Origin of the sequence: Salinivibrio sp. IB574 (assembly GCF_001996205.1) — a bacterium.
GTDB classification, from domain to species: Bacteria; Pseudomonadota; Gammaproteobacteria; order Enterobacterales; family Vibrionaceae; genus Salinivibrio; species Salinivibrio proteolyticus.
The window spans coordinates 37,558-63,039 of the sequence record NZ_MUFN01000006.1; the positions used below are offsets into that span (position 1 = coordinate 37,558).

Below are 25,482 nucleotides of genomic sequence, written 5' to 3' on the forward strand. Positions count from 1 at the left end.
TTGCGTGAATTATTATCGCGTAGGTTGGTGGATCCTTGTTGGGACAGGCACTTTAGATTTATGGGGACAGACACTTTTGTTGCTTTTGTTGGAGTGCTTAATGGGACAGGCACTTTAAATGTATAGAGTCTGAATATTTAAAGTGTCTGTCCTGATTAATTGCTTATTGGGTAAGGAAAGAGAAAAGTGCCTGTCCTCAATAGGAGAGGCACGTTGGGGGGAAGGTGGTACGGGGTGTGTTAGTCTTCGAGCAGCAGCTGACGCAGCTGTCGGTAGTAGGTTTCTAACTGGGTACGATCGGTATTGTGTTTGTCACAGTGGTCAAGAATATAGCGAATAGAGCTGAGTACTGTGCGCCACCTTGGTGTTTTGGGTAAAGTTTCCAGCAATAAGTACTTATCCAGTGTGCGGGTTTGTAGGCTACTGCGGTCGAGGTAGACCCGCCACAGCCCGCTTTGTTCGGCAAAATCGAACTTACTTTTACCCGTCGTTTTTTCCCAGTATTCGAGTCCAGCCACCATCGCATCGACAATGAGTTGTCGGCGCGCTTGCGCTTTATCCTCTTGCTGGCTCTGGGCTTGGCTCACTAAGGCTTCAAACTCACCGCCCATGGCTTTTAGTTTATCCAGTTGGCGCGCATCACCGCGGAATGCATAGCCAGACAAAGCCTCAATCGCACTTTCTAAACTTTGGATCCGCGCCAGCGAGACGGGCGTATCAGTGTTCATCACATATAAGGTGGTTATCTCAGAAGCCGCCGGGAAACGCAAAATCATGCCCTCTAGATCACGATGCTGGTCGCCGATATAAACAGTCAACTTACCTTGATAGCGTTCGAGCTGTTGACTCTCATCCGGCTCGTGGATCAGGGCATGACTATGCATACGCTTGAGATTGGCATCTTGCTGTTGAAATAACGCAGCGGCAGATGCATTGGCAAACCGGATTTGACCATCGCTGCCTACCCCGATGATCGCTTCAGGGGCGAGGGATAATTGTGAAATCAGCCATGACTGGGTTTCGAGCAGACTCGCCTGTCGCTCTGCACTTTGCGCTAATGCGGCTTCCAATTGCTGATTTTCTTGCTGACGTCGCTCGGCATCACAGGCGGCAAGGTGCGTGGCAATACGTGCGGCAAGTTCTTGCTTATTGAACGGTTTACTCAAATAGTCATTAGCACCCACGTTAAAACCATGAATGCGATCATCAGGTTGATTAAGGGCAGTGAGCATGATGATGGGAAGCGCCCCATGATGATACTGCTGGCGTAATCGCTCACAGACTTCAAAGCCACTTATCCCGGGCATGAGTATATCGAGCAATACCAGCGCAGGACGTTCTTTTTCGACCTGTTGTAGCGCCGTTTCGCCATCGCTAGCGGTAATAACCTGATAACCCTCCATTTGCAAAAAGCTGGTTAATACTTGTTGATTGGTGGGTTCGTCATCAACCACCAAGATCAGTAAGCCATCATCGCAAGTGGCGGTGGTTGCGTTCGTCTTATTCTCGACGTCCTGTGGGGTAAAGGGTTGCCAGAGAGGAGAAGGCTGTTCGTCATTGGGTAAATGAACAACCGGTTCGTCAGGCGCTTCGATCGCGGGTAGGGTAAAACTAAATGTGGTACCGATTTGTGGCTGACTGCTTACATAAAGCTGACCGCCCATAAGCTCAATCAGCTGACGTGTGATCGACAAGCCCAGCCCAGCACCATGCTGATAGTGGTAGTGATCGCTGACCGCTTGAGTGAGTGGCTCAAAGATCACGTTCAGTTGCTCGGGCGGGATCCCTTGCCCGGTATCGACTAACTGAATACGAACCCTGTCATCAATTTTTTCCGCACTCAACACTATCTTACCGGCATCAGTAAACTTCACTGCATTACCAATCAGGTTATACATTACTTGCTCAAGGCGCTGGGTATCGGCACAGACCCACAAAGAGGACGAGGGGAGCTGATTGATGATACGGATTGGCTTATCTTTTTTGAGATGTTCAGCCAAAGAAAGGACAAGACGCGCTAGGCTGGTAATATCGACCGCCTCGTTTTCAAGCGAGAGCTGACCATAACGCATTTTATGATAATCGAGCAGATCATCGACTAATTTCGCCAACCGTTGGCCGCTGTTAACAATGATCGAAAGTTGATACTGATGATCACGACTAATTGGACCATTCGCACCAGCAATCAAGGCGTCGGCAATCCCAATCATGCCATGCAAAGGCGTGCGCAACTCATGCGAAGTGGTAGCCAGAAACTCGTCTTTGAGCTTGTTAGCCAACTGCAACTCTTGGTTTTGCTCTTGAATCGTCGCCAAGCTTTGCTCAAGTGTTTGATTTTGCTGGTTGATAAGCTGAAGCTTCTCACGGATAGCGCGCCGCATACGAGAAAAGCTGACCGCCAACCGCCCGATTTCATCATGCCGACGCGTGTGATGAATTTTTGTATCTAGATCGCCCGCACTCACTTTCTCTGCGGCCCATGTCAGCTGCAACAAAGGGCGAGTAATAAAGTTCGACATACTGTTCGATGCAGCCACCACGGCAAAGCCAGCCAACAGCATCGCAACAATAAACAGCTGTTCGAGTTGGCGAACTCTCGCAAACGCAATGTCGATTGGCACTTCGGCGACAAGCGCCCAATGCAAGCCATGGGTTGAGATAGGCGCAAAGGCCGCCAGCATGGTGTCGCCGGACGCATTGTCATAGCGTTCAACCCCTGTGTGATTATCCAGTGCCTTTTCAATCACTGCCAGACTGTTGGCAATCGTCTCTGGGGTCGATGAATGGCCGCGCACTTGCAGATCGTCTCCGACTAACAAGGTTTGAATGTCGGATGAAGAGGAAGGGGTCATTAACGCGGTCAGCGCGTGATTGGGAAGCCGAAACAAGGCATAACTGTGCAGGTAGCCTTGCTGAATAATGGGAGCGCCGAGCCATGCATAGGCGTTGCCATCCGGATCTTGGGCAAAGTCTGACATGACGACATTAGGGTGAGGATCGCGTTTACCTTTCACCTGCCCATCTTGGCGCTTTAGCGCGGCAAAGGTGTGACCCAGCTCGCTATCTTGGTAAGGGCCCGTCAATAAATTGGTCCCATAGTTCGAATGCTTTTTGACTGAATAGGTGACATTACCTTGTTTATCGACGAGTAGAAGATCGTCAAAGTCTGCGCGTGCCAATAGTGCTAAATAGGCGCGATGATAACGTTTGTGCAGTAAGCGGTAGCGTTCTACACCGGGATAATTCGGCGAGCCTTTGCTGACGGGTGTTTTTATCGCGTGACCTGAACCGGGATGGTAGCGAGTTTGTGCATACTGCCGGGCGGAATCAATATCAGGGCCTAGGCTGCGGAAGGCATTCACTAAGCCATAAAAGTGACCGCCACTGGCATAGGCGAGCTCTGATGCGACGAACCCTAACACTTCAGACTCTTTAGCATCAAAGTAATCACGCACTTGTTGTTGTTTGCTATCGCGTACAGAAAGTAAGTGTGCGGTGCTTTGCTCTTGCAAATCCTTGCTGTGAGCATTGAGAAAAAAAAGTGCCACGAGAATCAGAGGCAATAAGCTCAACAGGAGAAAAGCCAACATCAAGGTGTGATGAAGGCGCTTAAACGGGGGAGCGATAAACAGCTTTCTCATGATCAACAGCCTTGTCCTTAAAGCAGCTATTTAATGATTCTGTCTGCAACGCTAAACAGGCAGAAGGAATGCTACACAGTGACGTTACTTCCTTTTTTTGCTTTGACAAGCAAGTTGGTCGAGAAGCGTGTGGATCGGCGCATTTTTATCACTTTTCCCGATAGTTAGTGGTTTTGTTGAAAAAAAGCCCCAGCGCTGCTGGGGCTTTCTCATCACGTTTAAGCGTCAGTATCGATTCAATACTGAGGCTTGGTTGCCGGTGCTTGAGCGGCAGCTCGCGCTTCAGCACTACCAGCCGCTTTCGCGTTGGCATTGGGCACTTTAAAGGCGGCGATGCGCACTGGCGCATGATCAACCACTTGGTTTGGTGCAGGCGCTTTCATCATTGGTGATGTTGCGCGACGATAACGAATGGTTGATTGAGGCGCTGTGATAACAGCTTCACGCTCAATCACTTTCTCCGTCACCAAGGCCACATTTGGATCGTGCTCGGGTGTAGTCGCTGGTGCCGGTGATGCGGCTACCGATGGCGTGGCCTCAACCACAGGGGGTGTTGACATTGGCTCAACGGCTGGCTTCTTCTCTGGCGTTGGCGCTGCGGCGACACTCGATGTGCGCATCACAATCACTTTACCCATCGCCATTTCAGGACGTGCAACACCGCTTGCAATCACAGGTGCGGCTTGGCGTTTGTCTTGGCGACGACGGTCCTGTTTGACTTTGATAGGTTGCTCGGTCGACCAGACTTTACCCATCGCCATTTCTGGCGAGGCCATGCCGGTGGTGAGTGGCATCGGGCTTTTCACCATTGGACGGCGACGACGACGCTGGCCGCTTGCGCGCAGGTGACGAGGAGAACGACGATTACGGCGCTTCTCTTCACGTGCAGGCTTGTCTTGCTGACTTTGGCCGTTGTCTGTTTGTTGCTGTTTAGCTTGCTGCGCCACATCGGCACCGACTTGTTGGAGATCTTTCCCTTTTGCCGGTTCTTGTGGTTGTGCAGACGCGGTCATTGCATCGGGCTGGTCTTTGTTGACACGCACGCTGCGGTTTAGCTTACGGCGTTGGCGACGTTGTTTCACCTTCTCCGTTTTTTCTGCCTTGTTATCCGCGTTATTGTCCGCTTTCTCAGGCTGTTTCTTCGCCGTTTCTACCTTGTCAGCTTGGGCTGACTTTGGCTTCTCGTTACGGTTTTTCTTGCCTTTACGGTTATTGTCGCGACGCTCATCTTGCGATTTGTTACTACGGCGCGGCTTGTTGTTACGGTTGCGATCTTGCGCGTTGTCATCTTGCTCGTCTTTTTGCGGCGCGGCCTGATTTTGACGAGGTTTATTGCGTCCACTTTGATCGCGTTTGCTACGTTGTTGACGCGTCGATGAACCCGATTGGCGGTTGCTCGATTGCGTGCTCGCTTGACTTGGCGTTGCCTCAGACGTGTTGTCACTTGCAAACAGGCCAGACAAGAACTTACCTAACTTGGCCAACAGACTTGGCTGTTTAGGTGCTGTCTCAGTGGCGGGCTTCGCGGCTGGCGCTGGTGAGCTTGGCGCGGCAAATCCTTGTAACACAGGTTCTTCACGCTTTTTCGCCGGACGCGCTTGTTGTGGTTCTTCGCGCGTTTCCGCTTCTTTTAGCGACTCAAGCTGGCTTGGCAGATGGTACGACAAGCTTGCCATTTCTTCGCCGCCGCGGATGCGCACCACATCGAAGTGTGGGGTTTGCAGATCCGCGTTTGGCACCACAACCACTTTAACATTGTGGTACTTCTCAATATGTTGTACCGACCGACGCTTTTCGTTAAGCAGGTAAGAGGCGACAGGCACAGGGACAATACCCAGAACTTGCGCCGTGTTTTCCTTCATGGCTTCTTCTTCCATGAGACGCAGAATCGACAAAGAAAGCGATTCGTTGTCACGGATAACACCCGTTCCTTTACAGCGTGGACAAATATGATGGCTGGCTTCGGCGAGAGACGGGCTCAAGCGTTGGCGTGACATTTCCAGCAGACCAAAGCGTGAGATACGGCCAATTTGCACTCGTGCACGATCCATGCGAACCGAGTCACGTAGCTTATTTTCCACTTCACGTTGGTGGCGCACAGGCGTCATATCGATAAAATCGATAACCACCAAACCGCCCAAATCACGTAAGCGAAGCTGGCGAGCGATCTCTTCCGCGGCTTCTAAGTTGGTTTGTAGCGCTGTTTCTTCAATATCACTGCCTTTGGTGGCCCGTGCCGAGTTGATGTCGATAGACGTCAAGGCTTCGGTCGGGTCAATAACAATAGAGCCGCCTGACGGGAGACGTACTTCGCGTTGGAAGGCCGACTCAATCTGGCTTTCAATTTGGTAGTGGCTGAACAGCGGCACTTCGCCTTCATACAGTTTGATGCGGCTGACAAAGTCTGGGCGTATTAACTGGATGTGTTCTTGAGCGCGTTTGAAGACTTTTTCGCTGTCGATCAAGATCTCACCAATATCGCGACGTAAGTAGTCACGAATCGCACGTGCAATCACGTTACTTTCTTGATGGATCAGGAAAGGGGCAGGGTTGGATGATGCCGCTTCTTTGACTGCTTGCCAGTGGTTGAGTAGTACTTTCAAGTCCCACTCTAATTCTTCGGCCGATTTACCGACACCAGCGGTGCGCACAATCAGGCCCATACCTTGCGGTAGTTCAAGGCCTGACATGGCCTCTTTGAGCTGGTTACGTTCTTCGCCTTCGATACGACGCGAAATGCCACCGGCACGCGGGTTATTTGGCATCAAGACCAAATAGCTACCTGCTAAAGAGACAAAGGTCGTCAGTGCCGCGCCTTTGTTACCGCGTTCTTCTTTGTCCACTTGGACAATCACTTCCTGGCCTTCTTTCACCACATCTTTGATGTTAGGACGGCCTTGATAGGTATAACCGGAAGGGAAGTATTCGCGGGCGATTTCTTTTAGCGGGAGGAAACCGTGTCGTTCAGCGCCGTAATCAACAAATGCCGCTTCCAGGCTAGGTTCAATACGGGTGATACGTCCTTTGTAGATGTTAGCTTTTTTCGATTCATGGCCAGGGCTTTCGATATCAAGATCGTACAGCCGTGGCTCACCGGATTATGCAGTTGGCGTCCGCCGTGTTTAAACTCATGGCGGATATCTCTGACACTGGCAAACAGCCATCGTGTCAACACACTAACGGGTGCTTTTGGCTTACGTCTTACGCCGAGTGCTGCGTAAAGCACGAAAAGCATTCGAAATTATGGATATTTTAACAGGCAAGCCCGTTATGTCGCCGAAAAGTGATTCCCTTTTCTGACTAACGCCGCAACTATAGCAGCCAGACCAGAGTCCAGCAATCGGCTTTCGCTGCTTGTGTCGGGTTGGTAGAAAAAGCGGACGAATGTGCGCGTTTTTTGCACGATTATCTTTGCTGCCATGTATTCAGCGGTGTTGAGGGCAGGGTTTAGATAGGTGCATGTCCCGTCGCTTAGAGGTACAATCACTCGCTATGACAGAACAAAAATCAAAAGTGCGATTTATCGAAATTGACGATGACATCGCCGGCCAACGTATCGACAATTTTCTGCGAAATCAGCTGAAAAATGTCCCAAAAAGTATGATTTATCGCGTTCTTCGTAAAGGAGAGGTGCGAGTTAACAAAAAACGAATAAAACCAGAATATAAGCTTCAAGCGGGCGATCTGATCCGCGTGCCGCCTATTCGGCTTCCTGAGCGCGATGAGCAAGTGGCGCCAAGTACAAAGCTAGACAAAGTGGCAGAGTTAGAAAACTGCATTCTTTATGAAGATGACCATCTCTTGGTGTTGAACAAGCCATCGGGTACAGCGGTGCACGGCGGAAGTGGGCTACAATTCGGTGCGATCGAAGCCATGCGTGCGTTGCGCCCTAAAGCGCGTTTTTTAGAGTTGGTGCATCGTATTGACCGTGATACCTCTGGGATCTTGTTGATTGCGAAAAAACGCTCGGCATTGCGGCATCTTCAAGCACAATTTCGTGAAAAGACAGTGCGAAAAGATTACTACGCGCTCGTCATGGGGGAGTGGCCTGCGAAACAGCGTAAAGTTACGGCACCTCTATTAAAAAATGAAGTAAATAGCATTGTGCGTGTGAACCCCAATGGCAAGCCGTCGGAAACTCGCTTTAAAGTGATTGAGCGTTTTGCTGAGGCGACGCTGGTGCAGGCTAGCCCAGTGACGGGACGAACGCACCAGATTCGCGTACATGCACAGTACATGGGTCATCCACTCGCGTGGGATGACCGCTACGGTGATCCGCGCTTTGATGCGTATACCAAACAAGTCGGACTTAATCGACTCTTTCTACATGCGGCGAAAATTCGCTTTGTGCATCCGGGCCGTGAAGAGACCATGGATCTCGACGCGCCGATGGAAGCAAAGTTACAACGTGCGCTTGAGGGGTTGCGGAAGAAGACCGGCAAATAAGTGCAACCGGACGGTCCCTATCTGGCACTTTCCTTAAGTAGTGGAATAGCGAGGCAAGCATGAGTGAAAGCGGACAAGTGATAGCGCAAGACGTGACGGCGATGAGTGAGGGTGAGCAATCACTCTCGGTGCATCCGTTACTTAGACCCTATTCGCTGCTTATCTTTGATTGGGATGGCACCGTGATGGACTCTATCGGACGGATTGTCTCGAGCTTAGAGGCCGCTGCTGCGCTCACCGGCCATCTACCCACGCTTGCGCCGGAACAACTCAAACAAATGATCGGGTTGAGTTTAGAGAAGGGCTATTCGTTGTTGTATCCAGACGCGGATCCTAAATGGTATCCGCACTGGATTGCGCATTACCGTCAACAGTTTGTGCATGATAATCCAACCCCTTGCCAGCTTTATCCTGGGGTGAAGGCTACACTCAGAGCATTAAGGTCAAACGGATTCAAGCTCGCCGTGGCCACTGGAAAATCGCGTGCTGGGCTTGACCGTGCGTTAGCCGAAACAGGAACGGCTGACCTGTTTGATGTGACACGCTGTGCCGATGAAACAGCCTCTAAGCCTGATCCGCAGATGATCGAAGAAATATTGACACAAACAGGTGTCGGCGCAGCGCAGGCGTTAATGGTGGGTGATACACATCATGATATGCAACTGGCAGCGAATGCGATGGTCGACCGTCTTGGTGTGACATGGGGAGTGCACGATCAACACACCTTACAGGCTTACGCGCCGATTGCGGTGGTTGACTCACTAAATCGCCTCATTCTATGAGGCACCAGTAAAACGGCGATCTTTCAGGCACCGTACTCCAGCGCACAGTCTATGAAGGGCACTGGACCAAGCGTCAGGCTTTGCCCGGGGCATGGGATGGCGCCTTAGCCACTCATCTAGGCACGGCGCCGCTTTGTCTGCAGTGTTAAATAACTGAGACGTCTTCTTTCTCGAGCATTTCGCGCAGGCGGATCAGCGGCAGTCCAATTAAGGTGTTGGGGTCGCGGCCGTGCATAGCATTAAATAACGCAATGCCCAATCCTTCGCATTTGAAACTACCGGCGCAATCTAACGGCAATTCTTTATCGATATAACGTGTGATCTCGGCTTCGCTGAGATCGCGAAAGTCGACATGAAAGGGCTCGACATCGGATTGATGGTGGCCGGTTTTACTGTTAATGACTGCAATGCCGGTATAAAAAGTGACTTGCTTGCCACTGGCTCGCAGCAATTGCTCAATGGCCTTTTCACGTGTGCCGGGTTTTCCGAGCACCTCTTCATCAATCACACAGACTTGATCAGAGCCAATGATCAACGCGTCACCATACAAAGGCATACCGGCCATGGCTTTCTCTAATGCGAGACGTTCGACCAAGTCAGTCGGGCGCTCATTTTCTTGCCGGCTCTCATCAATGGCGGGTGAAAATGCGGTAAAGGGCAGAGCGAGTTTCTTAAAAACCGCTTGTCGATAAGGGGAGCTGGATGCCAACACGATTTTAGGTTGCATGACATGTCCTTTCATGTATGTGAGTCTTTATGCGCACAAAAAGCTTGGTTTATCTTCATGCTTCAGTCTAACCTGAAAGTCGTCAACGTGCGATGTGCATGATGCAGTATGGCCGGATCTCGGCTAGAACCAAGGCGTTGATGGTAAGATGGTGAGAGGAAAGCCTTCTCACTCTCGTGATTCATTGTGTCTTTTGCCAAGAAGACAACAAAGGGCCTGAGCACAGGCAACATTTTCTTTGACTCCAGCGCATTTGGAGGCTAATATTCGCGCCCTATGCAGAAGGTAAAGCTACCGCTGACGGTTGATCCATTCCGCAGTGCACAAAAGCGGCTTGACTACGATGGCATCGTAGATAAATCGCGTTTGGCGCGCCTCGGTGAGGCAGCCCAAAGCATTGATAGTGATGCTGAGGTCACGCTTTCTTTCGACATTGATGCCCAAGGGTTGAAAACCGTGTCTGGCCATGCGGCCGTCACAGTAAGTCTTGAGTGTCAGCGTTGTTGGGAATCGTTCTCCTATCGCTATGAAACTGAATTCGTTTATAGCCCGGTTTTCAATGAAGACCAGGTTGGCAACTTACCGGATGCTTATGAGCCGGCATTAGTCGACGAAAACGGTGAGATTGATCTGATTCAGCTCGTCGAAGACGAGTTGATTGTGGCCTTGCCACAGGTCGCCATGCACGAAGACACTGACTGCAAAGTGAGTGCTGACAACATGGTGTATGGGGAAATCCCACTTGCTGATGAGCGTCCAAATCCGTTTGCCGTACTAAAAAACTTAAAGCAAAGTAACGAGGAGTAGGGTCAATGGCCGTACAAAAGAACCGTAAAACCCGTTCTAAGCGTGGTATGCGTCGTTCACACGATGCACTGGGTACTCAAGCAGTATCAGTAGACAAATCTAGTGGTGAAACTCACCTGCGTCACAACGTGACTGCTGATGGTTTCTACCGTGGCCGCAAGGTTATCAACAAGTAAGGTTGAACCTTGACTGGGCTAACCATTGCACTTGATGCGATGGGCGGGGATTTCGGTCCCCAAGTGACAGTGCCTGCCTCCGTGCAGGCATTGTCTCGTTTTGCGGACCTAAATGTGATTTTAGTGGGCGACCAAGCACAAATTGTCGCACAGCTCACTCGATGCGACGCACAAAATCACTCCCGACTTTCCATCGTTCATGCCCCAGACGTGATCCCTAACGACATGCGCCCGTCAACGGCGTTACGCCGTAGCACTGGCACATCCATGCGTATCGCGATAGATAAAGTGGCGCATGGCGAGGCAGACGCTTGCGTCAGTGCCGGAAACACCGGCGCACTGATGGCACTTTCCAAACACCTTCTAAAATTGCTTCCCGGCGTTGACCGCCCCGCGCTGGTGACCGCCTTACCCGGCGCAAACCAACAACGTAAATGGTTGTTAGATCTTGGCGCGAATGTGTCTTGCGATGCAGATACGTTGTTTCAGTTTGCGGTCATGGGCGCGGTGTTGGCCCAAGCAGAGCTCGGGCGTATGCCACGTATTGGCTTATTAAATATCGGTGAAGAAGAGATTAAGGGAAACGACTTGGTAAAGCGATGTGCCGATATGTTGCAATCTTGCCAAGCAGTGAACTACACCGGCTATATAGAAGGGGATCAAATATACACGGGCCAAACTGATGTCATTGTTTGTGATGGCTTTGTCGGTAATGTCGCGCTTAAAACCAGTGAAGGCGTCGCCAGCTTGGTGATTAACCAAGTAAAAACACATCTCAATCAGCATCCCATCAAGCGCTGGATCGCGAAATGGCTATTTTCTGATCTTTTTAATCAACTAAAACAGCTGAAACCCGACCAGTACAACGGCGCAAGTTTGCTAGGATTGCGCGGCATCGTTGTCAAAAGCCACGGACGCGCTGATATCGCCGCTTACGAAAATGCTATTTGTGAAGCGGTGCACGAGGTCGAACGGCAGATACCAACCAAGATAAGTGACCGTTTAGAGGCAGTTCTTCTCGAGAGGCATTAGTAGTCTTCATGTATAGTAAGATTTTGGGCACAGGCAGCTACTTGCCTGAACAGGTTCGCACCAATGCTGACCTTGAACAGATGGTAGAAACCAGTGATGAGTGGATTGTCACTCGCACCGGTATTAAAGAACGTCGTATTGCTGCGCCAACAGATACGGTTGCCTCAATGGCTTATCAAGCTGCTGTGCAAGCAATTGACATGGCTGCCATCGATAAACATGACATCGACCTGATTATTGTGGCGACCACCAGTGGTGAACGCGCTTTCCCAGCGGCGGCCTGTGATGTGCAAGCCATGCTAGGCATTCAAGGCTGCCCGGCGTTTGATATTGCCGCAGCCTGCTCTGGCTTTGTGTATGCGCTGAGTGTCGCTGACCAATACGTTAAAAGTGGGCTGGCTAAAAATGCCTTAGTGGTAGGGTCTGATCGCCTTTCACACACCTGTGATCCTGATGATCGTTCAACCATCATCTTATTTGGTGATGGTGCTGGTGCCGTGGTGCTTTCTGCCGATGAAAATGATGGCATCTTGTCCACTCACCTCAAAGCCGACGGTAAATTTGGTGAGTTATTGAAACTTAAATACCCTGAGCGTGGTCAGTCCTTACCAGCCGATGAGGCTTGGCTGTATATGGCCGGCAATGAGGTATTTAAAGTCGCGGTAACCCAGTTGGCGAATATCGTGACCGAAACACTTGCCGCCAACCAACTCGAAAAATCAGACATTGATTGGTTGGTGCCGCATCAAGCTAATTACCGGATTATTAAAGCGACGGCGAAGAAGCTGTCAATGTCGATGGATCAAGTGGTGTTGACGTTAGACCGCCACGGTAATACGTCGGCAGCATCGGTACCGACCGCACTCGATGAAGCCGTACGGGATGGGCGTATTCAACGCGGACAAACCGTGTTACTCGAAGCCTTTGGCGGTGGTTTTGCGTGGGGTTCCGCGCTGGTCAGGTTTTAAAATTAATAGGAAAACAGCTATGTCTGCTACTGCGATTATTTTTCCCGGTCAAGGTTCACAAGCCGTAGGTATGCTGAGTGAATTGGCCGACCAATATGGCGTTGTGCAACAAACGTTTGCCGAGGCGTCAGAAGTCTTAGGGTATGATTTGTGGGCGCTTGTGCAACAAGGGCCAGAAGCGGATTTAAATGAAACGCATCGCACGCAGCCTGCGTTGCTGACCGCATCTGTGGCTATCTGGCGTGTATGGCAATCACAAGGTGGTGCAACACCGTCATTGCTTGCAGGCCATAGCTTGGGCGAGTACTCAGCCTTGGTTTGTGCAGGTGTATTGGACTTTAAAGAAGCCGTTAAGCTTGTCGAGTTGCGCGGTCAGTTGATGCAAGAAGCCGTTCCTGCAGGCGTAGGGGCGATGTCAGCGATTATTGGCTTGGATAACGATGCGATTGCGGCAGCCTGTGAGCAAGCAGCGCAGGACCAAGTTGTTTCACCCGTTAACTTCAACTCGCCTGGCCAAGTTGTGATTGCAGGTGATAAAGAAGCGGTTGAGCGTGCCAATGTACTGTGTAAAGAAGCAGGCGCTAAGCGTGCACTGCCATTGCCGGTGTCTGTTCCATCGCATTGTGCGTTGATGAAACCAGCTGCGGAGAAATTAGCGCAAGCACTTGAGCAGGTGAGCTTTAATACCCCTGAAATCCCAGTGATCAATAATGCGGATGTAGAAACACCGACTGATCCAGCGGCGATCAAAGACGCTTTGGTACGTCAGTTATACGGCCCTGTTCGCTGGACAGAAACTGTGGAGCGTATGGCTGCAGAAGGCGTTGAGCAGTTACTAGAGTTTGGTCCGGGCAAAGTGCTGACTGGGTTAACAAAACGCATCAATAAATCGCTAAGCAGTGCGGCGGTTAATGATAGCGCGAGCTTAGCGTCTGCCAACGCCTAAGCGTTGAGCTGGCAATAACATTCTGTGACTGCCGACCGAGGTCGGCAGAATCAACTAAAAGGGTAACCGAATGAAACTAGACGGAAAAGTAGCGCTAGTGACTGGCGCGAGTCGAGGCATCGGCCGTGCAACGGCAGAGTTACTTGCTGAGCGTGGTGCCACTGTGATTGGTACGGCAACCAGCGAAAACGGTGCAGCAGCGATTAGCGACTATCTCGGTGAAAAGGGTAAAGGGTTGGCGTTGAATGTCACCTCACCGGAGTCGGTCGCTGAGGTGCTCGACACAATTAAAAAAGAATTCGGCGATGTTGACATTCTGGTTAACAACGCAGGCATCACGCGTGATAACCTATTGATGCGTATGAAAGACGATGAGTGGCAGGACATTATGGACACCAACTTGACGTCGATTTTCCGTTTATCTAAAGCGGTATTACGTGCGATGATGAAAAAACGCTGTGGCCGTATTATTAATATTGGCTCAGTGGTTGGTGTAATGGGTAATGCGGGTCAAGCAAACTACGCTGCAGCGAAAGCGGGTGTGATAGGCTTTACCAAATCCATGGCACGAGAAGTGGCTGCACGTGGGATCACCGTTAACACAGTTGCACCTGGTTTTATCGAAACCGATATGACCAAAGCACTGAACGATGATCAGCGTTCAGCAACATTGGCACAAGTGCCAGCTGGTCGTTTGGGCGACCCTCGAGAAATTGCTGCAACTGTTGCATTCTTAGCCTCTGACGATGCTGCCTATATCACAGGCGAAACATTGCACGTCAACGGCGGTATGTACATGATTTGATCTCTAACGTTGCAATCTCGAATGACACACGTCAAACTCCGATTGATTTGTCCCCAAATCGTGGTTTGACCAGCGGTGGGGGTCTTGCAACTTCCACATTAATGAATAAACTACAGCACATATCGCATCTGCGAATCTTGTAAGGACTAGTATTAATATGAGCAACATCGAAGAACGCGTAAAGAAAATCATCGTTGAGCAACTGGGTGTAGACGAAGCAGAAGTGAAAAACGAAGCTTCTTTCGTAGACGACCTAGGCGCGGACTCTCTGGATACCGTAGAGCTAGTAATGGCTCTAGAAGAGGAATTCGATACAGAGATTCCAGATGAAGAAGCCGAAAAGATTACCACTGTTCAAGCGGCTATCGACTACGTAGTTAGCGCTTCTGAGTAATCCCTGATTCCCACCAGGCGGTCTCCTTGACCGCCTGTGTTCTTTTTAAGCTATTCTAATTTCCAAACTTATATTCTCCGGAGAACATCATCGTGTCTAAGCGTCGTGTTGTTGTGACTGGCATGGGTATGCTATCACCCGTGGGTAACTCAGTTGAGTCGTCATGGAAGGCCCTGCTGGCTGGCCAAAGCGGTATTTCGGCTATCGAGCACTTCGATACCACCAACTTTGCCACTAAGTTTGCCGGCATGGTAAAAGACTTCAACTGTGAAGATTACATGTCGAAGAAAGATGCACGCAAAATGGACTTGTTCATCCAATACGGCATTGCTGCCAGTGTTCAAGCCATTCAAGACTCCGGACTAGCTGTAGATGACAACAATGCACACCGTATTGGTGTGGCAATTGGTTCTGGCATCGGTGGTCTTGGTCTGATTGAACAAAACCATCGTGCATTGGTGGAAAAAGGCCCACGTAAAATCAGTCCTTTCTTTGTTCCTTCTACCATTGTGAACATGATCGCCGGTCATGTTTCTATCAACTATGGCATGCGTGGCCCGAATATCTCGATTTCAACGGCCTGTACCACAGGTCTTCACAATATTGGTCATGCTGCTCGTATGATTGCGTACGGTGATGCCGACGCAATGGTTGCCGGTGGCGCAGAAAAAGCCTCCACAGAGCTTGGTATTGGCGGTTTTGCGGCAGCGAAAGCACTGTCAACCCGCAATGACGATCCGCAAGCGGCGTCGCGTCCTTGGGATAAAGATCGCGATGGTTTCGTGCTCGGTGACGGCGCCGGTATTATGGTGCTGGAAGAGTACGAACACGCCAAAGCGCGTGGCGCGAAAATTTATTGTGAGCTGGTTGGCTTCGGCATGAGTGGTGATGCTTACCACATGACCTCACCGAGCGAAGACGGCTCTGGCGCTGCATTAGCGATGGAAGCGGCGATTCGTGATGCGGGTATTACGCCAGACCAAATCGGTTACGTGAATGCTCATGGTACATCGACGCCTGCGGGTGACGTGGCTGAAAGTAAAGCCGTTCGCCGCGCGATGGGTGACGCAGCAGACCGTGTTCTGGTATCTTCGACTAAGTCGATGACAGGACACCTTCTTGGTGCGGCCGGATCCGTTGAGTCGATTATCACTGCGATGTCATTGATTGATCAGGCGGTACCGCCAACGATTAACCTCGAAAATGCCGACGAAGGTTGCGATCTGGATTATGTTCCGCATGAAGCCCGTGACGTGAAAATGGATTACGCATTGTGTAACTCATTCGGCTTTGGTGGCACCAATGGTTCTCTGATCTTCAAGAAAATCTAATTGCACGCGTGTTGAGCGCAAAGTGATTAAAGATTTTGATATAGTAACGGTCCGATTTATCGGGCCGTTTTTATTTGTGGAGTGACGAGGCATCATGCAGTGGGTCAATGGACAACCGAGCGCAACAGTACCGATCACCGATCGGGGACTGCAATTTGGTGATGGTTGTTTTACCACGGGCCAGAGTGCTCAGGGTGTGCTGCAGCAGGCTGATGCCCACTTCGAACGATTGATGAAGACCTGCCAACAGCTCGCGATTGATGGTGTCGATTGGTTACGGCTACAGCAAACGGTCGCTCACGCTTGTGCGCAGTCAAACCAAGAGCAGGTGGTCAAAATCGTGATCACGCGTGGGCAAGGTGGACGCGGCTACAGCCCCGCAGGGTGCCAGCAGCCAACCGATATCGTGACCCTTCATGCTTTTCCTCAGCATTACTATCAATGGCAGCAGCACGGGATTTCGTTGGCGACCACCGAAAGACAGCTGGGTGCCTCCCCGTTGGTAGGCCTGAAACATCTGAATCGGTTGGAGCAAGTGTTACTCAAGCGCGAACTTGACCAACGCAATAAGCTATCTTCAGCCACTGTCGACGATCTGGTGGTATGCGATCTGTTTGGCAACCTTGTCGAGACCACAGCCTCAAATCTCTTTTGGCGTCAAGGCGCCGATGTGTATACGCCCGCGCTGCGCTATGCCGGCGTGGATGGGCTGATGCGTCAGCGCGTTATTGCGATGCTTGAGGAAATTCCTGGTTATCGCTGTCACTTAGTGCAACAAGGACCGGATGTGCTTGATCAAGCGGAGGAAGTCTTTATCACCAATACCCTAATGAAAGTGGTCCCTGTGAATCACATTGACCACATATCGTATTCTGATCATACGCTGGCAAGCGCATTACGGCAGAGGTTAAACGCGTGCTAAAAAAGCGAATATTCGGGCTGATCAGCCTATTTATGTGTCTGCTTGTCGCGCTGGCAGGCTGGACGCTTTGGCAGACAAAAGCCTATGTAGCGTCACCGTTAAATCTTGAGTCACCACAACTGGTGACGATTGCGAAAGGGGCGCATTATCATAAAGTTATCAATCAGTTTGAAGATAAAGGTTGGCTGACTGCGACAGTATGGGCCAAGGTAGCACCTCGGGTGTATCCTGAGCTGACGCGGATTCAAGCGGGTACCTTTCAAATTCAGCCGGGGCAAAGCTTAGCTGAGGTGTTCGCAACCTTACGTGAGGGGCAGCAATATCAAGATGCCATCACCTTTATTGAGGGAAGCACCTTCGCACAGTGGCGCTTACAAATGGCATCGGCACCGCATCTCGAGCAGACATTGACGGCGCTTGATGAAGCTGACATCGCCAAGCGGTTAGGGGCGGAGTACACCAAGCTTGAAGGCTTGTTACTCCCCGAAACCTATGCCTATGATGTGGGGGATACGGATTTGTCCTTGTTGCGTCGCGCATACCAAGCGATGCAAGCGTCGCTCGATAAGGCATGGCAAAATCGGGCCGATGACCTGCCGATCGACTCGCCGTATGAGCTGTTAATTTTGGCCTCCATTATCGAGAAAGAAACCGCGATCGATGCCGAGCGCACCAAGGTGGCTTCCGTCTTTGTCAATCGGCTGCGTCGGGGAATGCGTTTACAAACCGACCCGACGGTGATTTATGGCATGGGCGACAACTATGATGGCAATATTCGTAAGCGAGATTTACGCACCCCGACGCCTTACAATACCTATGTGATAAAAGGGCTACCGCCAACGCCGATCGCCATGCCGGGTATGGCATCACTGATGGCGGCGGCACAGCCTGCCACCACTCAATACTATTATTTTGTCGCGACAGGGAAAGGCGGCCATCAATTTTCTACCACGCTGGCCGAGCATAATCGAGCGGTGCGTGATTACCTAAAAGTGTTAAAGAGCCAATGAAGAACCATTTTATTGTTGTAGAAGGCCTCGAAGGGGCGGGTAAAAGCACGGCTATTGCAAAGGTGAAGCAGGTGCTACACCAACATGGCATCGATGACGTGATCACCACCCGTGAACCCGGTGGCACACCGCTGGCCGAGCAAATGCGTACCTTGGTTAAGCAAGGTCACCCGGATGAGCCTCTCACCGACAAAGCCGAGCTATTACTTTTGTATGCGGCGCGCGTACAGCTGGTGGAAAACGTCATAAAACCGGCTTTAGCGAACGGCCAGTGGGTGATTGGCGATCGCCATGATATGTCCTCGCAAGCCTATCAAGGTGGTGGCCGTGGCATGGATGCTGCGCTGATGCAAAGCCTTAAAGCCACGGTATTGGGGGATTTTGCGCCCTCGCTGACCTTGTATATGGATATTGAGCCTAGTCAGGGGCTCGCTCGTGCTCGCGGTCGTGGCGAACTGGATCGGATTGAAACCATGCAGCTCGACTTTTTTGAACGGACACGAGCACGTTATTTGGCACTTGCTAAGGCGGATCCGAGCGTGGTGACTGTCGATGCGGGACAGCCACTCGATWCGGTTTCTCGCAGCATTGAACAGGCCTTAACCCAATGGCTAACGACACAAAACACGCCATGAGTGACACAGTAACGCCATCTATCCCAGCACCGGAGGTGTTGCCTTGGTTTGCACCGATGTGGTCTCACTGGCAACACTTACTGACGCAACAACGTTTGCCGCATGCGCTATTGCTCGCGGCGCCAATCGGCAGTGGCCGTGGCGAGTTGGTAAGCGTGCTGGCAAAAACACGCTTATGCCAAACACAGACAGAGCAGCCTTGTGGGCACTGCCATAGCTGTCAGCTTTATGCAGCCGGCAATCACCCGGATGTACATTGGCTAAAGCCAGAAAAACCCGGCAAACAAATCAGCATTGATGCGGTGCGTCAATGCCAGCGTAAAGCGACTGAAACGTCTCAACTGGGTGGCGCACGATTCATTATTATCGAATCGGCAGAAATGCTCGGTGAAGCTGCCGCCAATGCATTACTCAAAACGCTTGAGGAGCCACCCTCATCCTGTCATTTTGTCTTGCTCAGTGATTCGCTAGACACCTTACTGGCGACAATCATCAGCCGTTGTAGCGTGTGGAAAGCGCCCCAGCCGGAGATGCAGGTGGCCAAGCAATGGGTCGAGCAAGCACTACAGCGAGATGTGCCTTATCATGCGGTGGCGCTATATCGTGGCGCACCATTGGCGGCAAAAGAATTTGTGGCCTCAGGGGGATTGGATCATCACCATGCGGTTGTGACTCAGCTAGCGGACTACTTGGTCACACGCTCGGGCCTATTTGACACGCTCGACCAGTTGGTTTCACACTATCCCGCTTCATTGGACTGGGCCAGCTACTTTTTGCTTGATGTGATGAAGTGGCGCCAAGGGGCGACCAACGCGCTCATTCATCACCATCACCAACCCGTGGTAGTAAAAGTGGCTGAGGCGCTAGAAACCCATCAATTACACAGTCAGCTGCGCGCGCTACATCATATGCAACGGCAACTGACCAAGCATTCAGGGCTAAACACGGAACTTGTGATTAGCCAGTGGTTATTAACGATTGGAGAATAACGTGTTAATAGACTCTCATTGCCATCTCGACAAACTGGATTATGACGCACTACACCAGAATGTCGCCGATGTATTAGATAAAGCGAAGGCAAGAGGTGTCGATTACTTTCTCTCGGTGGGGGTTACGCTGGATAGCTTCCCCGCGATGTTGGAGATGATTCGTCCTTACCCTGAAGTCTTTGCCTCGTGTGGTGTTCACCCACTCGATATTGAAAACGGGTTCGATTATGACCGTTTAAAGGCCCTTGCCGCGGATGATCGTGTGGTGGCCATTGGTGAGACAGGATTGGATTACCATTACCAACCTGAGTTAGCCGAACAGCAACAAGAGATTTTCCGCCAGCACGTGCGTTTAGCGGTAGAGCTAAATAAACCACTGATTATTCATACCCGCGCGGCACGTGAAGATACACTGACGATTTTACGTGAGGAAGGGGCTGAACGTGTGGGTGGCGTGCTACACTGTTTTACAGAGAGTTACGAGATGGCCGAAGCGGCTATTGAGCTAGGCTTTTATATTTCTATCTCAGGTATCGTAACCTTTAATAAGGCGACCGAGCTTAAAGAGGTGGTACGTCGTTTACCGCTAGAGCGCTTGTTGGTAGAAACTGACTCGCCTTATTTGGCGCCGGTGCCTTATCGCGGTAAGCAAAATCAGCCTGCTTATGTGCGGGAAGTTGCCGAGTATATCGCGCTGCTCAAAGGGGAAACGGTTGAGACGGTTTGTGATGTCACAAGCCGCAACTTTTTTGCGCTTTTTAGCGGCGCGAAAGCTAATTAATTCAAATAGCCCGGCAATAATGCCGGGCTTTTTCTTCTTTTGCCATTTCATTGGATATCGGGTGAGTAAAATAAAATCGTTTCACGCCGTATGATGCATGTAACCCACCTGACGACGTGCAGATACGGCTGTTATTTTTTGGTCAAAATCACGTCATATTGACGTCAAAGTGACCATGCCGACAATGTCGTTATCGATTTTTGATTTGAATCAATAATGCCATAAATGGTTGAAACTTAACAGTTAATAGGTGTTATTGCATCGCTATTACGCAATGTATTAATTCGTTACATAAAATTACTTTCCGCTTCGTTCTCACCGCACAGGTTGTACTTTTCCAATTTTTGCTTTTAAAAACAAAAAATACTTTTATATCAGTTTCTTATGGGTATTTTTGTTGATTTTGTCAGCATGTTTAATTGTGATCTATATTTACTTTTTAATCAGTAAAATCATCGTACGTAGGCAGGGTGATGATTCGCACCTTATAGTTTGGGTGAGTTCAATAATCACAAATCGCAATGACTCTCAGGCGTCCGACGTTTTCGGGCCACCTGTAGCGGGGGAGCCGAATGGTTAGCCACGAGAGCATGCATTGTTAACTTCCTTGTCAGGAGCAAGACTATGTCAAAAAACCTCTTTGCTAACCTGCAAAAAGTCGGTAAGGCGCTGATGCTACCAGTATCCGTGCTACCGGTAGCAGGTATATTGCTGGGTGTTGGTGCGGCCAACTTTAGCTGGATGCCAGATATTGTTTCTCATCTGATGGAACAAGCTGGTGGGTCTGTGTTCGGCCAAATGGCACTGCTTTTCGCTGTGGGTGTCGCGCTAGGCTTTACAAATAATGACGGTGTTTCCGGTCTGTCTGCGATTGTCGGTTACGGCATCATGGTGGCAACACTTAACGTGATGGCTCCTGTGATGGGCGCCGAAGAAATCAAGACGGGTGTACTCGGCGGTATTCTTGCCGGTGCTGTGGCTGCGTGGACGTTTAATCGCTTCTACACTATTCAGCTGCCTGACTACCTTGGCTTCTTTGCAGGCAAACGTTCGGTGCCAATTATCACCGGTTTCCTCTCTATCGCACTGGGTGTCATTCTTTCTGTTATCTGGCCACCAATCGGTGGTGCGATCGCTACCTTCTCTCACTGGGCCGCAGAGCAAAACCCTGTGACCGCATTTGGTATCTACGGTATCGTCGAGCGTGCATTGATCCCATTCGGTCTGCATCACATCTGGAACGTACCTTTCTTCTACGAAGCAGGTAGCTGTGTGAACAATGCAGGCGAGCAAGTGAATGGCATCATGACTTGCTTCTTGACCGCTAACGACGTGACTCGTGAAGCAGGCAACGGCTTCGGTCAGTTAGCCGGTGGTTACTTGTTCAAAATGTTTGGTCTACCAGCCGCTGCATTTGCGATTGCACACTCTGCAAAACCAGAAAACCGTGCCAAAATCATGGGTATCATGGCGTCAGCAGCACTGACTTCATTCCTAACGGGTATCACTGAACCTATCGAATTCTCGTTCTTGTTCATCGCACCTGTACTGTACGGTATTCACGCGGTGATGGCGGGCTTGGCTTATGTGTTGACCAACGCACTGGGCGTGGTACACGGCCATACTTTCTCTAACGGTTTCATCGACTTTATCGTACAAATGCCACGTGCTGAGAACGTGACCACATTGGTACTGCTTGGCCTGGGTTATGGTATTCTTTACTACATCGTATTCCGCGTGGTGATCCGTGCCCTTGACCTGAAAACGCCAGGTCGTGAAGACGAAACCACTGAAACCTCAACAGCGACTGGTTCTGAGCTAGCGGGTGACTTGGTTGCAGCCTTCGGTGGCAAAGACAACATCACAGGTCTGGACGCATGTATTACACGTCTACGTGTATCGGTGGCAGACACTGAAGTGGTTGACCAAGACAAGCTTAAGCAACTGGGTGCAGCGGGTGTTGTGGTTGTATCCGGTGGCGTACAAGCCATCTTCGGGACGAAATCAGACAACCTACGTACAGAAATGGATGATTGGATGCGTAGTCACTAACCAGTGACAACACCTTCCAAGAATATTAAGGAGAGCCGATGGCTCTCCTTTTTTTATGTGTATTTGCCCCGAGGAGAAAAGGTGAGGGGCGTTATGCGCCGAGGGAGAGAAAAAATAGCATTAGTACCGGAACCAACAGACTTAAAATAAAGCCGCTAACGATCGCAATCGGCACACAGCGAATCCCGCCAGTGCTTTGAATAATGGGCAAGGTAAAGTCCATCGCGGTTGCGCCACCATAGCCAATCGCCGTGAGTGGATAACGGCTAATAATCATGGGGATCAACATAATGGCTACCAGCTCGCGGGCAAGTTCGACAATAAATGAAGCGCCACCATAGACGGGACCGAGCCCATCCCCCATTAAGATCCCTGCCAATGAATACCATCCGAACCCGGATGCCATCGCAAGGCCGTGATGATAGGGCAGATCGAGTAACCATGCGGCCAATAAACCACCCGGCAGTGAGGTGATGACGATGAGCGCGGCGATCACCACGCCTTTTTTATTCAGCACAATTTGTTTAAGGGTCATGCCACTATTGCGTAATTGAATACCAATCAAAAACAGCAGAAGTAGCAGAATGATCTCGCTGGCGGTATCGACCCAAGATAAGTCCATTTCTACGATCAGGCCAACGGCGAGCCCCACGAAGACGGCGGCTATCAGTTTGCCAGATTCAGACATCATGGTACTTAGCTTTAGTTTGTGTTGATGGCCCTGCGTATCCGTCGGCCAGATTTTATCTAAAATCGGTAACGCGAGGAGGTTGGCTCCCCCAATACAGACAAAGAAGGTTGCCGCGTAGACACCAATAGTGGAAATGTTACTCCCTAGGTTGTCGAGAGCAGCTAAGCTCAGGCCCATCAGCAATAAAATCACGATCACCAGTCGGACGGTTAGCGTATTAACCCAATGAACATGCTGAGGCCGCTTAAGGGGTATGAGGTAGCCCACGATAAGGGGTAAAAAGATCAGTAACATCCCTGAGAACATCGATTTTGCTCACAATAAAGAAAGAGTCCATCGAGGTTATCAATCGGTTAATAGTCTGGTCAATAAAATCAGACAGCTGTGATATGGAATCACACCACAGCGTGATAGGCGTATTGATGTTAGATACTGCTCGCTTCGATGACAGCGTCAAGCTCACGGGTAAACTCCAACTCGTTCAAGTTAGACAGTTCATAAAGGGCTTCAGCCCCGGGCGCGGTGAGTTCAACGTCATGGTCGTCAATAGCGTCATCATGGTTACGGAACATGAGCAAGTGATTCGCCATGCGTGCAATATCTAAATAGGTAATGTCTGGGCGAGCCTGTGTGTATAGCTTGGTATTAATTGCCACTTCAATGTAATCACGCTCAAAGTGCCAGTTTTGAAGGATGAGTCGACTGCAATCGCCCGATAAGTTGAAGAATACTTGTTCGGCAATATCAAACTTAAGGTAGTGGCCTTCATCGAGAAAACGTTGGAATTCGCCAATGATGCTGTACAAACCAATATCAGCGAGTAGGCCAATGATTAAGGCTTTTTCTGGCTCAACCGACAAGGGCTCATCACAATAGCTATGGATTTTCTGAGTCACTAACGCCATAGCAGCCGCAAATTCACGGGATTTTTGCGCGCTTCGCTTCAAAATGTGATTGCACTGTGGGCCAAATTTGGCTTGGCTTTTTAATTGATAAATGGCTGCGGCGGTCACGATCCCTAGCACACGGTCGATTCCTAATCGGGAAACCGCGGTTTGGATATCTTTGCATTTGCCGGTGGCCCGCGGTGCAAATAAAGCGGAGTTTGCCGCCTTGAGTACCGCACCGCAGAGGCTAGGATCATCGATCAATAAGTTGGCAATGTCGCGCATCGTGGTATGAGGCTGTTTGCTGGCGCGCTGGATTGACAGAACGACATCCGGTAAAGGAGGAAGGGCAAGGCGATTGACACGGATGGTTTCAACGGCGCGTTTGTAAAACTCAGTTTCTATGCCGCGTAAGTATTTATCGCGATCGGGGGAGACCCAAAAGAATGACAGATGGTCCATAAGTCCTGATTCTATTTTTTACCGTCTTGTATGGTAATGCGGACGCACAGGAAAGAGAACCGCGAACACGTGGATTACTCGTTTTTTCCGTTCCTTTGTTGATACTTTGAACAACTTGGAGTGGGTGCTAGCGTTACTCGTCGTTTTCGAGCGGGTAACGTAGCAATTTATCGATAAACTCCGCGACCTGATTTGGGCTAGGTTGTGACAGCAATAGCTGTTTTTGTTTGACTTCAATAGGCAGCAGCTCGAGCCAACGCAAACACACCCATCCAAGTTCGTCATATTGCGCGAGGTTAAAATGGTGATGTAATGCAGGGTTGGAACGATAGTATTGCGCAAGTTTGTTGCTTAAATATTCATATTCCTGTGGTGTATTTTGCTGTCGCCATTGGGGGAGTGGCGAATACGTGCCTAGCTTTACGTCATTGTCACCCAGTGTAATCGATTCGACTTTTACACATTCGATGCCTTGCAGTGTTAGCGCCATATGATGGGTATCGTGGCGATCAAAATCCGCAACGTGGCAGAGGGTCACGATGGGAGAAATCGCACTGGGTGTCTCGAGCTCGCACCCTTCTTCTTGCATCGCAATCAGAAGTTCAGGCGGGTTACCCGCTTGCGATAGCACACTTAGGTAAAAGGCTTCTGGCACAATATAAGTGTGCAAGCCTCCGGGGAGTAAGTGACTGGTTTTAATTAATACGGGCTTCGTTGACATCGTATCCTCGAGTAGAAAACATCCTTTCTTTAAATTTAGCGCACTTAGCTAACTTGGTTAAGTCTTCATCACTATTCCTGTCTGTTTAAAACGAAATACGAATGCTTGTTAAAATACCCTTGATAATTCCATGTCTTTTTAGGGGTCAAATTTCTGTACAGTGATCTAATGCATAGAATTTCATATTCACATCATGCACTATTTCGCGTGTCGAATTATTAGGCTTGGTGACCGCGTTTTTGGTCACCACTTTTTCGCTCAGGAGAGAAATAGGAGT

22 protein-coding genes are annotated in these 25,482 nt (G+C 50.2%); 16 read left to right on the forward strand and 6 right to left on the reverse strand.

The features are described from left to right. Positions 1-239: 239 nt before the first annotated feature. Both BZJ17_RS04460 and rne read right to left on the reverse strand, forming a co-directional pair. Positions 240-3,641 carry a response regulator gene (locus BZJ17_RS04460; RefSeq protein WP_077639907.1) on the reverse strand — a complete coding sequence of 1,134 codons (3,402 nt, stop codon included), beginning with the start codon at positions 3,639-3,641 and terminating at the stop codon, positions 240-242. 236 nt (positions 3,642-3,877) lie between these two features. After that, entirely contained in the window at positions 3,878-6,724 is a 2,847-nt protein-coding gene (gene rne, locus BZJ17_RS04465) for a ribonuclease E (protein WP_077639908.1), read from the reverse strand. A gap of 409 nt (positions 6,725-7,133) precedes the next feature. Here rne and rluC point away from each other — a divergent pair, with 409 nt between their 5' ends. Beyond that, a complete protein-coding gene (rluC, locus tag BZJ17_RS04470; protein WP_077639961.1) occupies positions 7,134-8,087 on the forward strand; it encodes a 23S rRNA pseudouridine(955/2504/2580) synthase RluC in 954 nt (317 codons plus the stop codon). Between the two features lie 59 nt (positions 8,088-8,146). Next, positions 8,147-8,869, forward strand: a complete 723-nt coding sequence (locus BZJ17_RS04475; protein WP_241836758.1) for an HAD-IA family hydrolase — start codon at positions 8,147-8,149, stop codon at positions 8,867-8,869. A 145-nt stretch (positions 8,870-9,014) separates the two neighbouring features. Here the strand turns inward: BZJ17_RS04475 and BZJ17_RS04480 are convergent, their stop codons facing one another. Next, entirely contained in the window at positions 9,015-9,596 is a 582-nt protein-coding gene (locus BZJ17_RS04480; RefSeq protein WP_077639909.1) for a nucleoside triphosphate pyrophosphatase, read from the reverse strand. Positions 9,597-9,872: 276 nt separating this feature from the next. Here BZJ17_RS04480 and yceD point away from each other — a divergent pair, with 276 nt between their 5' ends. The 14 genes from yceD (at position 9,873) to ptsG (ending at position 22,444) form a co-directional block, all read left to right on the forward strand. Next, positions 9,873-10,403, forward strand: coding sequence for a 23S rRNA accumulation protein YceD (gene yceD, locus BZJ17_RS04485; RefSeq protein ID WP_069589094.1), 531 nt, complete (start codon positions 9,873-9,875; stop codon positions 10,401-10,403). Positions 10,404-10,408: 5 nt separating this feature from the next. Further along, positions 10,409-10,579 (forward strand): 50S ribosomal protein L32, encoded by a 171-nt coding sequence (rpmF, locus tag BZJ17_RS04490; protein WP_069589095.1) that lies wholly within the window; start codon positions 10,409-10,411, stop codon positions 10,577-10,579. Between the two features lie 9 nt (positions 10,580-10,588). Further along, the gene (gene plsX, locus BZJ17_RS04495) at positions 10,589-11,611 is read left to right on the forward strand and encodes a phosphate acyltransferase PlsX (RefSeq protein ID WP_077639910.1); all 1,023 of its coding nucleotides are present in this window, start codon (positions 10,589-10,591) and stop codon (positions 11,609-11,611) included. An 8-nt stretch (positions 11,612-11,619) separates the two neighbouring features. Continuing rightward, a complete protein-coding gene (locus BZJ17_RS04500; protein ID WP_077639911.1) occupies positions 11,620-12,579 on the forward strand; it encodes a beta-ketoacyl-ACP synthase III in 960 nt (319 codons plus the stop codon). A 19-nt stretch (positions 12,580-12,598) separates the two neighbouring features. After that, positions 12,599-13,525, forward strand: coding sequence for an ACP S-malonyltransferase (gene fabD, locus BZJ17_RS04505; protein WP_077639912.1), 927 nt, complete (start codon positions 12,599-12,601; stop codon positions 13,523-13,525). A gap of 70 nt (positions 13,526-13,595) precedes the next feature. Continuing rightward, on the forward strand, positions 13,596-14,330 hold the full coding sequence (gene fabG / locus BZJ17_RS04510) for a 3-oxoacyl-ACP reductase FabG (RefSeq protein WP_077455999.1): 735 nt from the start codon (positions 13,596-13,598) through the stop codon (positions 14,328-14,330). 157 nt (positions 14,331-14,487) lie between these two features. Continuing rightward, positions 14,488-14,724, forward strand: coding sequence for an acyl carrier protein (gene acpP / locus BZJ17_RS04515; RefSeq protein ID WP_002541727.1), 237 nt, complete (start codon positions 14,488-14,490; stop codon positions 14,722-14,724). 92 nt (positions 14,725-14,816) lie between these two features. Then, on the forward strand, positions 14,817-16,055 hold the full coding sequence (gene fabF / locus BZJ17_RS04520) for a beta-ketoacyl-ACP synthase II (protein WP_077639913.1): 1,239 nt from the start codon (positions 14,817-14,819) through the stop codon (positions 16,053-16,055). Positions 16,056-16,149: 94 nt separating this feature from the next. Continuing rightward, positions 16,150-16,977, forward strand: coding sequence for an aminodeoxychorismate lyase (pabC, locus tag BZJ17_RS04525; protein WP_077639914.1), 828 nt, complete (start codon positions 16,150-16,152; stop codon positions 16,975-16,977). Then, positions 16,971-17,987, forward strand: coding sequence for an endolytic transglycosylase MltG (gene mltG / locus BZJ17_RS04530; RefSeq protein WP_077639915.1), 1,017 nt, complete (start codon positions 16,971-16,973; stop codon positions 17,985-17,987). Before pabC ends, mltG begins: the two co-directional genes overlap by 7 nt. Continuing rightward, positions 17,984-18,622, forward strand: coding sequence for a dTMP kinase (tmk, locus tag BZJ17_RS04535; RefSeq protein ID WP_077639916.1), 639 nt, complete (start codon positions 17,984-17,986; stop codon positions 18,620-18,622). The genes mltG and tmk overlap by 4 nt, the downstream gene beginning before the upstream one ends. Continuing rightward, positions 18,595-19,611, forward strand: a complete 1,017-nt coding sequence (gene holB / locus BZJ17_RS04540; protein ID WP_241836759.1) for a DNA polymerase III subunit delta' — start codon at positions 18,595-18,597, stop codon at positions 19,609-19,611. Before tmk ends, holB begins: the two co-directional genes overlap by 28 nt. 1 nt (position 19,612) lies before the next feature. Continuing rightward, positions 19,613-20,392, forward strand: a complete 780-nt coding sequence (locus tag BZJ17_RS04545) for a YchF/TatD family DNA exonuclease (protein WP_077639917.1) — start codon at positions 19,613-19,615, stop codon at positions 20,390-20,392. A gap of 624 nt (positions 20,393-21,016) precedes the next feature. After that, on the forward strand, positions 21,017-22,444 hold the full coding sequence (gene ptsG / locus BZJ17_RS04550) for a PTS glucose transporter subunit IIBC (RefSeq protein WP_077639918.1): 1,428 nt from the start codon (positions 21,017-21,019) through the stop codon (positions 22,442-22,444). A gap of 91 nt (positions 22,445-22,535) precedes the next feature. Here the strand turns inward: ptsG and BZJ17_RS04555 are convergent, their stop codons facing one another. The 3 genes from BZJ17_RS04555 to BZJ17_RS04565 all read right to left on the reverse strand — a co-directional run bounded on the left by BZJ17_RS04555 (position 22,536) and on the right by BZJ17_RS04565 (position 25,205). Beyond that, positions 22,536-23,441 carry a lysine exporter LysO family protein gene (locus BZJ17_RS04555; RefSeq protein ID WP_077639919.1) on the reverse strand — a complete coding sequence of 302 codons (906 nt, stop codon included), beginning with the start codon at positions 23,439-23,441 and terminating at the stop codon, positions 22,536-22,538. Positions 23,442-23,560: 119 nt separating this feature from the next. Continuing rightward, positions 23,561-24,484: an HDOD domain-containing protein gene (locus BZJ17_RS04560; RefSeq protein WP_077639920.1), complete on the reverse strand. Its 924-nt coding sequence runs from the start codon at positions 24,482-24,484 to the stop codon at positions 23,561-23,563. Between the two features lie 133 nt (positions 24,485-24,617). After that, positions 24,618-25,205 (reverse strand): LON peptidase substrate-binding domain-containing protein, encoded by a 588-nt coding sequence (locus BZJ17_RS04565; RefSeq protein ID WP_069589113.1) that lies wholly within the window; start codon positions 25,203-25,205, stop codon positions 24,618-24,620. Between the last annotated feature and the right edge of the window lie 277 nt (positions 25,206-25,482).

Bases quoted from the DNA above. Each gene is read 5' to 3' on its own strand.
- BZJ17_RS04565 (WP_069589113.1), bottom strand. From the start codon at position 25,205: ATGTCAACGAAGCCCGTATTAATTAAAACCAGTCACTTACTCCCCGGA.
- acpP (WP_002541727.1), top strand. From the start codon at position 14,488: ATGAGCAACATCGAAGAACGCGTAAAGAAAATCATCGTTGAGCAACTG.
- BZJ17_RS04480 (WP_077639909.1), bottom strand. From the start codon at position 9,596: ATGCAACCTAAAATCGTGTTGGCATCCAGCTCCCCTTATCGACAAGCG.
- fabG (WP_077455999.1), top strand. From the start codon at position 13,596: ATGAAACTAGACGGAAAAGTAGCGCTAGTGACTGGCGCGAGTCGAGGC.
- pabC (WP_077639914.1), top strand. From the start codon at position 16,150: ATGCAGTGGGTCAATGGACAACCGAGCGCAACAGTACCGATCACCGAT.
- BZJ17_RS04460 (WP_077639907.1), bottom strand. From the start codon at position 3,641: ATGAGAAAGCTGTTTATCGCTCCCCCGTTTAAGCGCCTTCATCACACC.
- rpmF (WP_069589095.1), top strand. From the start codon at position 10,409: ATGGCCGTACAAAAGAACCGTAAAACCCGTTCTAAGCGTGGTATGCGT.
- BZJ17_RS04500 (WP_077639911.1), top strand. From the start codon at position 11,620: ATGTATAGTAAGATTTTGGGCACAGGCAGCTACTTGCCTGAACAGGTT.
- BZJ17_RS04475 (WP_241836758.1), top strand. From the start codon at position 8,147: ATGAGTGAAAGCGGACAAGTGATAGCGCAAGACGTGACGGCGATGAGT.
- BZJ17_RS04560 (WP_077639920.1), bottom strand. From the start codon at position 24,484: ATGGACCATCTGTCATTCTTTTGGGTCTCCCCCGATCGCGATAAATAC.
- ptsG (WP_077639918.1), top strand. From the start codon at position 21,017: ATGTCAAAAAACCTCTTTGCTAACCTGCAAAAAGTCGGTAAGGCGCTG.
- fabD (WP_077639912.1), top strand. From the start codon at position 12,599: ATGTCTGCTACTGCGATTATTTTTCCCGGTCAAGGTTCACAAGCCGTA.
- rluC (WP_077639961.1), top strand. From the start codon at position 7,134: ATGACAGAACAAAAATCAAAAGTGCGATTTATCGAAATTGACGATGAC.
- holB (WP_241836759.1), top strand. From the start codon at position 18,595: ATGGCTAACGACACAAAACACGCCATGAGTGACACAGTAACGCCATCT.
- BZJ17_RS04555 (WP_077639919.1), bottom strand. From the start codon at position 23,441: ATGTTCTCAGGGATGTTACTGATCTTTTTACCCCTTATCGTGGGCTAC.
- yceD (WP_069589094.1), top strand. From the start codon at position 9,873: ATGCAGAAGGTAAAGCTACCGCTGACGGTTGATCCATTCCGCAGTGCA.